8 protein-coding genes are annotated in these 11,372 nt (G+C 71.4%); 4 read left to right on the top strand and 4 right to left on the bottom strand.

Annotation, left to right across the window (positions count from 1 at the left end; translation table 11 throughout):
* Positions 1-28 precede the first annotated feature (28 nt).
* A complete protein-coding gene (locus H4N64_RS23835) occupies positions 29-283 on the top strand; it encodes a DUF2530 domain-containing protein (protein ID WP_186284451.1) in 255 nt (84 codons plus the stop codon).
* Between the two features lie 124 nt (positions 284-407).
* Positions 408-2,801: a cation-translocating P-type ATPase gene (locus H4N64_RS23830; protein ID WP_186284450.1), complete on the top strand. Its 2,394-nt coding sequence runs from the start codon at positions 408-410 to the stop codon at positions 2,799-2,801.
* A 79-nt stretch (positions 2,802-2,880) separates the two neighbouring features.
* On the opposite strand, the gene H4N64_RS23825 is transcribed toward H4N64_RS23830, so the two are convergent.
* The 4 genes from H4N64_RS23825 to H4N64_RS23810 all read right to left on the bottom strand — a co-directional run bounded on the left by H4N64_RS23825 (position 2,881) and on the right by H4N64_RS23810 (position 9,112).
* Positions 2,881-3,789 (bottom strand): hypothetical protein, encoded by a 909-nt coding sequence (locus tag H4N64_RS23825; protein WP_186284449.1) that lies wholly within the window; start codon positions 3,787-3,789, stop codon positions 2,881-2,883.
* 148 nt (positions 3,790-3,937) lie between these two features.
* The gene (locus H4N64_RS23820) at positions 3,938-4,798 is read right to left on the bottom strand and encodes a DUF5707 domain-containing protein (RefSeq protein ID WP_186284448.1); all 861 of its coding nucleotides are present in this window, start codon (positions 4,796-4,798) and stop codon (positions 3,938-3,940) included.
* Between the two features lie 201 nt (positions 4,799-4,999).
* Positions 5,000-8,104 carry a sacsin N-terminal ATP-binding-like domain-containing protein gene (locus H4N64_RS23815; RefSeq protein WP_186284447.1) on the bottom strand — a complete coding sequence of 1,035 codons (3,105 nt, stop codon included), beginning with the start codon at positions 8,102-8,104 and terminating at the stop codon, positions 5,000-5,002.
* 81 nt (positions 8,105-8,185) lie between these two features.
* Positions 8,186-9,112, bottom strand: coding sequence for a DUF3027 domain-containing protein (locus tag H4N64_RS23810; protein ID WP_186284446.1), 927 nt, complete (start codon positions 9,110-9,112; stop codon positions 8,186-8,188).
* A 273-nt stretch (positions 9,113-9,385) separates the two neighbouring features.
* Here H4N64_RS23810 and H4N64_RS23805 point away from each other — a divergent pair, with 273 nt between their 5' ends.
* Positions 9,386-10,813, top strand: coding sequence for an MFS transporter (locus H4N64_RS23805; RefSeq protein WP_186284445.1), 1,428 nt, complete (start codon positions 9,386-9,388; stop codon positions 10,811-10,813).
* A gap of 66 nt (positions 10,814-10,879) precedes the next feature.
* Positions 10,880-11,359 (top strand): DUF2771 domain-containing protein, encoded by a 480-nt coding sequence (locus tag H4N64_RS23800; protein ID WP_186284518.1) that lies wholly within the window; start codon positions 10,880-10,882, stop codon positions 11,357-11,359.
* The last annotated feature ends 13 nt before the right edge of the window (positions 11,360-11,372 follow it).

The following is an 11,372-nucleotide window of genomic DNA, read 5'->3' as shown; positions in this document are numbered from 1 at the left end:
CATCCGATCACCTCGTAAGCTGTGCCCCATGGCGAAGTGGACACCCACACACGAGGCGCCGGAGCCCCTGGAGGGCCCCGTCGTCGCCACCATCACGGGCGGCACGATCCTCTGGTTCGTCCTCTTCCTGGTCCAGCTCCCCTTCTACGGCTGGTTCGAGGACCACGGGCACCTGTGGTGGCTGTGGACCTGCCTGGCCGGCGGCGGACTCGGCCTGATCGGCATCTGGTACGTCCGCAAGCGGGACGCGGCGATCAAGCGTGCCGAGGCCGCGAGGCAGTAGGGGTCAGGCAGGAGGGGTCGCGTACAACCACGGCACCACTTCGGCCCGTTGTCCGTCCTCCCCAAGTCGGATCTTCCGCGCACTCGGCGGGTGAAGCCGTAAATCCGCACGTACCGTCGAATGCATGACGCACATCGACGCGGGCACCGAAGTCGATCCCGGCCATCCCCTGCCCGCCCCGGTGGGTACGGGTGGACTGACCGCCGCCGAAGTGGCCGAACGGGTCGCGCGGGGGCAGGTCAACGACATACCGGTGCGCAGCAGCCGGTCCACCGTCGACATCGTCCGGGCCAATGTCTTCACCCGGTTCAACGCGATCATCGGCGTGCTCTGGCTGATCATGCTGTTCGTCGCGCCGATCCAGGACAGCCTGTTCGGTTTTGTCATCCTCGCCAACACCGGCATCGGCATCATCCAGGAGTGGCGCGCGAAGAAGACCCTGGACTCGCTCGCCGTCATCGGGGAGGCCCGGCCCACCGTGCGGCGAGACGGGGTCGCCGCCGAGGTGAGCACCTCCGAGATCGTGCTGGACGACCTGATCGAGATCGGGCCCGGCGACAAGGCCGTCGTCGACGGTGTCTGCGTCGAGGCCGACGGCCTGGAGATCGACGAGTCGCTGCTCACCGGCGAGGCCGACCCGGTCGTCAAACGGTCCGGGGACCAGATCCTGTCCGGCAGCTTCGTGGTCGCGGGCGGCGGCGCCTTCCAGGCCACCAAGGTGGGCCGCGAGGCCTACGCCGCCCAGCTCGCCGAGGAGGCCTCCCGCTTCACCCTCGTCCACTCCGAGCTGCGCTCCGGCATCTCCACGATCCTCAAGTACGTGACCTGGATGATGATCCCGGCCGCGCTCGGCCTGGTCGTCACCCAGCTGTTCGTGAAGGACAAGGACCTCGACGACTCGATCGCCCGCACCGTCGGCGGCATCGTGCCCATGGTCCCGGAGGGCCTGGTCCTGCTCACCTCCGTCGCCTTCGCCATCGGCGTCATCCGACTTGGCCGAAAACAGTGCCTCGTCCAGGAACTCCCCGCCATCGAGGGCCTCGCCCGCGTCGACACCGTCTGCCTCGACAAGACCGGCACCCTCACCGAGGGCGGCATGAACGTCACCGGGCTCAGACCACTGAACGGCAGCGACGAGTCGTACGTCCGCACGGTCCTCGGCGCCCTCGGCGAGTCCGACCCCCGCCCGAACGCCTCCCTCCAGGCCATCATCGACGCCTACCCCGACTCCGAGGACTGGCGCTGCACCGAGGCCCTGCCCTTCTCCTCCGCCCGCAAGTACAGCGGCGCCACCTTCAGCGAGGGAGGCGGCGAGTCCAGTACGTGGCTGTTGGGGGCGCCCGACGTCCTGCTCGCCCCCGACGACCCCGCCCTCACCGAGACCGAGCGGCTCAACGAACAGGGCCTGCGCGTCCTGCTCCTCGCCCGCACCGGACGCGATCTCGACGACCCCGACGTGGCCGCCGACGCCAAGCCGACCGCGCTGGTCGTCCTGGAGCAGCGGCTGCGCCCCGACGCCTCCGACACCCTGCGCTACTTCGCCGACCAGAACGTCAGCGCCAAGGTCATCTCCGGTGACAACGCGGTCTCCGTGGGCGCGGTCGCCGCCAAGCTGGGCCTTGAGGGCAGCACCGTCGACGCCCGGCTGCTGCCCCGCGACAAGGACGGCATGGCCGACGCCCTCGACGCGGGCACGGTGTTCGGGCGGGTCACCCCGCAGCAGAAGCGGGACATGGTGGGGGCGCTGCAGTCCCACGGGCACACCGTCGCGATGACCGGGGACGGCGTGAACGACGTGCTCGCGCTGAAGGACGCCGACATCGGGGTGTCCATGGGCTCCGGGTCCGAGGCGACCCGGGCCGTGGCGCAGATCGTGCTGCTCAACAACAGCTTCGCGACGCTTCCCTCGGTCGTCGCCGAGGGGCGGCGGGTCATCGGGAACATCACCCGGGTGGCCACGCTGTTCCTGGTGAAGACCGTGTACTCGGTGCTGCTCGCGGTGATGGTGGTGTGCTGGCAGGTGGAGTACCCGTTCCTGCCGAGGCACTTGACGCTGCTGTCCACTCTCACGATCGGCGTCCCGGCCTTCTTCCTCGCCCTCGCGCCCAACAAGGAGCGGGCGAGACCGCACTTCGTGCGGCGGGTGATGCGGTACTCGATCCCGGGTGGCGTGGTGGCCGCGGTCGCGACCTTCCTGACGTATCTGATCGCCCGTCACCAGTACTCGGGCGAGGGCGCCTTGGACGCGGAGACCAGCGTGGCGACGCTCACGCTGTTCCTGATCTCGATGTGGGTACTGGCGATCATCGCCCGGCCCTACACCTGGTGGCGGGTGGCCCTGGTCGCGTCGATGGGCCTCGGCTTCGTGCTGGTGCTGGTCGTGCCCTGGCTGCAGGAGTTCTTCGCGCTGCGGCTGGTGGGGGTCACGATGCCGTGGATCGCGGTGGGGATCTCGGTGGTGGCGGCGGTCGCCCTGGAGTTCGTGTGGAAGTGGGTCGACCGCCGCTTTCCGGCTTGAGCGGAGGGGGCGCGTTGTCGGCTGCGGCCCGGTGGGGGCTGATCGCGCAGTTCCCCGCGCCCCTGAAGGTCGGTTGCGCTTACTGGACGTCTACGAAGTCGCCCTTCGCGGAGACTCCCGCCGTGCTTGTGATGCCCGCGTACGTGAAGCGGTAGTAGCCGTCCTCGGAGGCCGTGACCGTCGTCTTCAGCGCGCCGCCCGTGGCGGTCTGTATGCCCTTGACGTTGGTGTACGCCGAGGTGCCCGCCTTGCGGAACTGGAGCACCACCTTCTGGCCGCTGGGCAGACCCACGTACTTGCCGTTGTCCCAGTTGGCGCGGGTCAGCTTGCCGGTGACCGTGATGGGCTTGCCCTTCTGCACCGGCTCCGGCGTGGCGTCGACCGTCAGCTTGGAGGCGCGCTGGACCAGCGTGCTGCCGAGGTCGCCCTGGTCGGCGTAACCGACCTTGGTGATGTCGTAGTTCTCGCTGAGCGGGTCCTGGCCGTTCTGCGCCAGCGCGAGGGCCGCGCCCGTCCAGGTGCCGGCGTCGGAGTTCAGCAGCTCGCCGTCGCCCGGGTAGACGTCGATCTTGCCGGTGCAGTCGGCGGTGGTGTCCGAGGTGGCGGTGCAGGTGGCCGCCTTGTTGCCGAACAGCATGTTGTCCGGCGTGGCGAAGGCGCCCTTGTAGATGTAGGGGCCGGTCTGGAAGTCCGCGGCCTTGATGTCGATGTCCGCGGCGTGGGTCATCGTGTAGGTGACCGTCGTCGAGACATGCTCCGTCGTACCGACCTTGACGGACTTGGCGATCTTGAAGTTGGAGAAGGTGACGTCCATGTCGTACGGGGCGTCCGCGCGGGTGCCGAAGGCGCTCTTGGCGTGGGCGGCGCGGACCTTGGCGACGTCGGCGCGGTAAGCGGAGCCGGAGTCGTCGGCCTGCGCGGCCGGCACGGCGAAGGCGGACAGGGCCAGGGCGCCGGAGACGGCGGCCACAGTGGCGCGAACACGCATGCGTTCCCCAAGTGGTCGTGAAGGGAGCCTGGATGCTCCACATGATCAGAGGGACGCACGGGCCTTTCGGTTGCCCGACGGCCCCCAAAACACCGACGCCCGGCCCCGGATGGCTTCCGGGACCGGACGTCGGCGGGATGATCGCTGCTTACTGCACGTCGACGAAGTCACCCGTGGCGGTGGCCGCCGCGGTGCTCGTGATGCCCGCGTACGCGAAGCGGTAGTAGCCGTCGGTGGAGGCCGTGACCGTGGTCTTCAGCGCGCCACCCGTGGTGGTCTTGATGCCCTTGACGTTGGTGTACGTCGAGGTGCCGTTCTTGCGGAACTGCAGGACCACCGACTGGCCGCTGGGGACGCCGGAGTAGGTGAGCGTCTCCCAGTTGGCGCGGCTCAGCTTGCCGGACACCGTAAGGGTCGCGCCCTTCTTCACCGGCTCCGGCGAGGCGTTGACCGTCAGCTTCGCCGCGCGCTGGACCTTGTGGGTCTGGTAGTAGTCGTTCCAGTAGATCTCACCGTCGTTGGCGAGCACGCCCGCGGTGACGTGCCAGTTGCCGGCCAGCGTGTTGCTGAGCAGGTCCTCGTAGGTGTCACCGGTGATCGTGAGCTTGCAGGTCGACGTGGTGTCGCTGACGGCGGTGCAGGTGGCGGCGTCCTCGTTCGGGCCGAGGTAACCGTCGACGTCGGTCTCGACGTCGGTGCCGTGCCAGAGGTCGATGTAGGCGTCCGCGATGCCGCTCTCGTGGGTGGCGGTGAGGGACACGTTGAAGGTCTTGACGGTGGTGGTGCCGAAGACGAGATTCTTGCCGGCGTTCACCGTCACGTTGGAGACGGTGGGCGCGACGGCGGCCGTGCTGAACGCCGACTTGGCGGAGGAGGCGCCGAAACGCTCGGCAACGCTCGGCCGGTCCAGGCTCGCGGCATCCCGCGAGTCGGCCTGCGCGAGCGGCGCGGCGACGGCGGACAGAGCCAGGGCGCCGGAGACGGCGGCCACGGTGGCACGAATACGCATGTGTTCCCCAGTTGGAGAGGGGCCCCGACGGTGGTCGTTCCCTACGGCTCGTCGTCGGCCGGGGCCCAAGTGATCGTGGAGCCTGTTGGCTCGCATGATCAGATCCGTGACGCGTGTGAATGGTTGTACGTCGTACGAAAATTTTGTGCGGAAATTTTTCGGACCGGGTGAGCGTCCGACCGGTCAAACCAAGTGAGCGTCTCAGTCGAACCAGCGGTCCCGCGCCAACTCCCGCGTCCGCGACGGATCCTCCAGCAGCGCCGCCACCTCGAACCGCCGAGGCCACTGCCCGGCCGCCCAGGCGAGGCCCGCGGCGACGCCCTCCAGGGTGGACGCGTGCAGGACGCCGTCGTCGGTGAGCCGCCAGTCGATCTCCACGCCGTCCACGACGAGTTCCTCGTGTTCGACGTACGAGGACGGGGTCCGCGCTCCCAGCAGCACCCGTACCGACTCCGGTACGTCGTGCTCGGTGCCCTCGGAGTCGACCTCGCCGGTGACGGACTCGCTCAGGCGCCGCACCTGGAACAGCTCGGCCAGTTCGGCGGCGCGCGACGGCCGTACCGGCAGCAGCGGGACACCCTCGGTGAAGGGCAGCAGGTCGGGCGAGTCGACGACCACGGCGTCGGCCGCGTCCACCACCTCCACCCGGCCGTCGACCACGGCCCGCAGCTCGTCCGGCAGGGTCACCTGCTCGGGGTCGAGGTCGGCCAAGGCGCCGTACAGGGCGTGCAGTTGGGCTCCGGTCACCTTCCGCTCGGGATCCGCGAGCCGGTCCAACAGCTCGGCGGCACCGCCGGGTTCGTCGAGCAGGGCCGACACCGATGTGCGTACGCCCAGGGCCCGCAGCACCTGTTCGTCGTCGAAGCCGGTCGCGTCGGCCTCGTCGTACAGGCCGCGCAGCAGCGGGTCGCCGCCGGAGGCGAGGAGCCCGGCGGGGCGGCGGCCGTCGAGCACCGGGTGCCCGCGCAACCACCAGGCGGTGTAGGGCCGTACGACCTCGTGCGTGCCGTCGGGCAGGAGGATGCGCACCTGCTGGGTGAGGGCGTCCCTGAGCGGGGGCTGGGCGAGGAGGGCGAGGGCCTGGGGCCACTTGTCGTCGTCGACGAGGTCCAGGTCGCGTACGGCGACCAGTTCCGTGGCGACGGGCGGCACCGGGGTGTCCGGGAAGCGGTCGAGGATGTCCTCGCTCCACACGTCCACGGCGTCCAGCAGTCCGGCGTCGTCGGGCTCGGCGAAGTCCCCTTCGCGGGGCTCCAGTTCATCGGGGTCGAGGACCACGTCCGTGGCGCGGACCAGCGTGAAGGTGGCGAGGACACCGCAGGCGGCCAGCGGCTGTTCGCCCCACTTGTCGGCCAGTTCGGCGTCCACGGCGGCGAGTTCGCCCTCGCGCATGACCTGGTGGAAGGCGCTGCCGGGCAGCACCAGTTCACCGGCCGGCGCCAACTCCCCTTCCTCGTCGGGCAGGGCGAGGGCGCCGAGCCAGGGCTCGTCACCCGGTTCCAGGTCGGCGTCCCGCACCAGGGCCAGCACGGTGTCGGCCAGCTCCTCGGCGTCGAGCGCGTCCTGCTCCCAGTCCAGTCCGCCCTCGTCGTCCAGGGAGGCGGCGACGGCGGCCCGCACCTGCGGGGTGGTGAGCACGGCCCGCGCGGTGGCGGGCAGCGCGCCGAGCTTCTCCAGCAGCGGGTGGGCGGCGTCCGGGTGGGCGACCTTCAGACCGAGCCGGGCGAGCACCTCCGGGTCGATCCCGGTGGCGTCCGGGGTGGGCAGCAGGATCTGGCGCGGGCCGATGGTGGTCCGGCCGTCGGCCAGCGGCACGGGCAGCCCGGAGAGCCGGTCCGGGTCGACCCCGGCGAGGCTGTCGTAGAGCCGCCGCCACCAGCCGGGGTCCTTCTCAAGCCCGGCCAGCCGGTCGACGGCGTCGGTCAGCGGAACCCGGGCGACACCGAGCGTCCTGAGTTCCACCCGCCGTTCGAGCCCGGCGGGCAGCAGGGTGGGCAGTACTTCGGCGAGGACGCGCACGGTGTCGGCGCCCGCGCCCTCCACCACTTCCGCGTCCCGTGGGCGCAGGGCCTCGGGCAGGTCGTCGGTGGCTTCGAGGGCGGGCGGGAGGAAAGAGGTCCGCGGCAGCCGCTCAAGGATCGCCGCCCGCAGCGCCCCGTCCAGCTCGCCCTTGCCGAGCGGCCCGGGCACGAGGTCGATGATCCCGGCGGTCACCGGCCGCCAGTCGGCGAGCAGCTCGGCGTAGGCGTCGGCCGCGCGCTGCACGAGGAAGTCGGTCAGCGGGCCGGGAGCCGCGTGCCGTCGGGTGGTGTCCAGCGGGAAGGAGGCGATGAGCAGCGCGGGCACCCCGAGAACCTCGTCGCTCGGCGTCGGTGCGTGCACGACGGGGCTGGTGCGCGGCCGGGCCGGGGAGCCGTCCGCTTCGGCGGGCACGGCCCAGGTGACCGACCAGTGCGGCCGCAGCCGCTCCTCGACGGGCCGGTCGGCGAGCAGCTCGGCCGAGAGCGGCCCGTGCGCGACGGCCGTACGCCAGTGTGTGACACCGTCCCGTGAGTCGTCCACGACGGTGAAGACGCCGTTGGTGCGGCGGCTGATCGTCCGCACGCCGTCGGTCTCGATGACCACCTCTTCCAGACCCGGCAGGGCGAGCAGGAGGGCGTCGTCGACGGCGGTGAGGAGGCGTTCGGCGAGGTCGGCGGCGGCCGCGTCGCGCAGCGGCAGGATGACGGCCGTGTCGTAGGGGGCGGGGGCGGTGCCCTCGGCGGCGAAGGGGAGCCGCAGGAGGGGCACATGCCCGTCCCGGCGCCGGATCTCGTCCCCCAGCCCGGGACTGTGCCGCGCGGTGTCGGCGGCGAGTTCCCGGGCCTCGGCGAGCGACCAGCGCACCCCGCCGTGCCGGCCGACGACGGCGGGCTCGTCGGTGACGGACAGGACGGCGGCGAAGCCGACGCCGAAGCGGCCGATGGAGGGCGTGTCCCGTTTGGCGGACGCCCGGAGCGTGGAGAGCGACTCGACGCCGGCCGCGTCCAACGGGGCGCCGGTGTTGGCGGCGACGAGGACGCCGTCGCGCAGGGTGAGCCGGAGCCGTCCGGGCACGCCCGCGCGGGCGGCGGCGTCGGCGGCGTTCTGAGCGAGCTCGACGACGAGCCGGTCCCGGTATCCGCCGAGGACGAGGTCCTCCTCGGCGTTGGCGTCCTCCCGGAACCGGGCGGGGCTGGTGGCCCAGGCGTCCAGTACTCCGCGTCGCAGCCGGGCGGTCCCGAACGGATCCGCTCCCTCGACGGCCGGCCGCACGAACTTGCTCACGTTCACTCCACTCATCGGCGTGACGATGAAGGTACCGCGAGGTGGGGCAACGCCAACTCCGGACCAGGGGCCTCCTGGGGGTTACGAGTGACCCAAATCCGCCGCGTCCTCGTCCGACACCACCGGCACCGACCCCGAGTCCGACGCCGGACGCAGCGGGAAGGGGTCCACCCTCGTCTCGTCGATCACCGGAGGGGCAGGCTGTGGGGGCTTGGGCATGACGGCCGCCTCGGAGTGGCCGCCGCAGCCGTAGGTCAGGGAGACGACCCGGCCGTCGGCCGGGGAGAACTCGTTGGCGCAGACGCCGAAGGCCTGGCCGAGGGAGCCGCCGAGCGCCATCAGGAAGCCGCAGCTGACGCAGGAGGCGGGGGCCGCCTGCGCCATGGGCGTCTTGGCGCCGAACGCCTCGTCCCACCGGTCGGCGGCGACATGGAGGCCGTAGCGCGAGAGGACCCGGGCCCGGCGCATGCCCAGTTCCTCGGCGACGGCGGCGATCGAACCCCTGAGGGGGGCGACCGGCAGGTTGGCGGGGGCGCCGGCGGTGACCTCGGCGTCCTCGGCCTCGACCAGCTCGGCCATCTCATGGGAGACGGGGGAGCTGGGGATCGGCTCGTCCTCGCCGGTGTAGCCGGGCTCCAGACGCAGATCCTCGGCGTCGGTGGGGAGCAGATCGCCCGGGCCCATGTCGCCGGGGCGCAGCCGCTCGCTCCACGGCACCCACTCGGGCGCGAGGAGCGCGTCCGGGCCCGGGAGCAGAACGACCTCGTCCAGGGTCACGATCTTGGCGCGGGAGGCGCGGGCCACCGTCACGGCCCAGCGCCAGCCTCGGTACCCGAGCTCCTTGCACTCGAAGAAGTGCGTGACAACACGGTCGCCCTCGGAGACCAGACCCACATGCTCCCCGACGACGCCGGGCGCGGCTGCCTCCTCGGCGGCGGTGCGGGCGAGGTCGATCGCCTCGGCGCACAGGCGGTCGGGGGTGCGGCTTCGCGTTGTCGCTGCGCTCACAGGTATCGCTTCTCTCCTACGCCGTCTCTCTGGTGCCGCTGCCTGAAGGCGGCGGGACGGGCGGACGGAGCGGACCTGGGGACCGCGTCGACGTCCGCGCCCTCTCGCACTCGGGCGCACCTGTCACCATCCATTCTGCGGGATGGCCGAGATACGCACGCTACCTGCTCACCGGCGCTCGGCCTACACCGACGGTCGCAAACCGCTGACAAAGCCGCGCCCATACGCGCGGTAACCGCACTACGTACGCCCATCTCGGGGCACTATGACGTCGTGGCAGCCGCGCGCACGCCTCAAGGAGCCACCGGGGTAGGTGGGGACAGGGGCCGCAGTCGAGGCGGCGGTTCGGGCCGACTTGGCGGCGCCGTCCGCTCCGTCGGTCGTGCCCTGCACTTTCCGGTCACCGGCACCGCCCGCGGCATCCGCAGGGCGACCCATGCGCAGGGCGCCGGCGAGTCCGGCCTCGGCAAGCTGATCGAGCTGCACGGGGTGAACGGCGCCGGGGACATGATGATCACCGTCGCCCTCGCCTCCACCGTCTTCTTCTCCGTCCCGACCGACGAGGCCCGCGGCCGGGTCGCGCTCTACCTCGGCATCACCATGGCGCCGTTCACGCTCCTCGCGCCCGTGATCGGCCCCCTCCTCGACCGCGTCCCGCACGGCCGCCGGGCGGCGATGGCGAGCGCGATGCTGGCCCGCGCCTTCCTCGCGCTGATCCTGTCCGGCGCGGTGATCACCGGCAGCATCGAGATGTACCCGGCGGCCCTCGGCGTGCTGGTGGCGTCGAAGGCGTACGGCGTGGTCAGAAGCGCGGTCGTGCCCCGGCTGCTGCCGCCCCGCTTCTCCCTGGTGAAGGCGAACTCACGGGTCACCCTCGGCGGGCTGCTCGCCACCGGGGTGGCCGCGCCGGTCGGCGCCGGGCTCCAGGCGATCGGCCCCCGATGGCCGCTCTACGGCGCCTTCGTGATCTTCATGGTGGGGACGTTCCTGTCGTTCACGCTGCCGCCGAAGGTCGACTCGGCCAAGGGCGAGGACACCGCGCTGCTGGCGGCGGACGAACAGCATCTGCACGGGCCGCATCTCAAGCCGGTCAAGCGGCCGGGGCTGCGCACGGTCGGCATCGCCGTCACCCACGCCCTCGGCGCCAACGCCTCCCTGCGCTGTCTGTCCGGCTTCCTGATCTTCTTCCTCGCCTTCCTGCTGCGCGAGCATCCGCTGGCCGGCCAGAGCGCCGCGGTGTCGCTGGGGATAGTGGCCGTCTCGGCCGGAGTGGGAAACGCCCTCGGTACGGCGGTCGGGGCGTGGCTGAGATCGCGCACGCCGGAGATCATCATCGTGACCGTCGTGGCGGGTGTGCTGACGGCGGCGATCACCGCGGCGGCCTTCTTCAGCGCCGCCCTGGTGGCCTGCCTCGCGGCGGTCGCCGGGTTCTCGCAGGCGCTGGCCAAGCTGTCCCTGGACGCGCTGATCCAGCGGGACGTGCCGGAGCTGGTGCGTACCTCCGCCTTCGCCCGCTCCGAGACGATGCTCCAGATGTCCTGGGTGCTGGGCGGCGCGATCGGCATCGTGCTGCCGCTGAACGGCACCCTGGGCATGACGGTGGGCGCCGTGATCGTCGCCGCGGGCTGGCTGACCACGGTCCGGGGGCTGATCGTCTCGGCCCGGCACGGAGGCGGCACACCACGTACGAGGGTGGCGTAACGCACGGCACGCCGCACCCCACGTAAAGAGACCGTAGGGCGCTACGGATAGCCTTCGCCCATGACCATGCAATCCGCTGTGCGACGCCGCCGCGCCGTCGCCGCCGCCGGCGCCGTATCCGCCGGACTGCTCGTCCTGTCGGCCTGCGACAAGCCCACGCCGATGGCCACGATCACCGTCGGTTCGTCCTCGGTCAGCGAGGAGGCCACCTGCGGTGGCAAGGGCGACGCCATCGAGACCGCGGACGTGACGAAGTGCCTGAAGGACACCGACATCAAGTCCATCACGGTCGACCCGGCCGAGACCGTCCGCTTCGGTGTCGACCCCGAGATCGCCGACAAGCGCTGGACGATCCTCATGAACGGCCAGCCGCTCACCGAGGACACCGACAAGACGTACACCACGATCCCGGGCAGCGTGTTCTTCAACGCCCAGTACGGCGCGCAGGGCGACTCGACCCTCGTGTCCATCAAGGCGGGCGACGGCGAGAAGCAGAGCAACACGGTCACCGGCCTGTGGTCCTTCAAGCTGAAGAAGGACGACTGACCACGCCTGCCGT

Origin of the sequence: Streptomyces cupreus (assembly GCF_014257025.1) — a bacterium.
GTDB classification, from domain to species: domain Bacteria; phylum Actinomycetota; class Actinomycetes; order Streptomycetales; family Streptomycetaceae; genus Streptomyces; species Streptomyces cupreus.
Note: the sequence above shows the minus strand (reverse complement) of the source record. Positions and strands in the feature narration are given on the sequence as shown.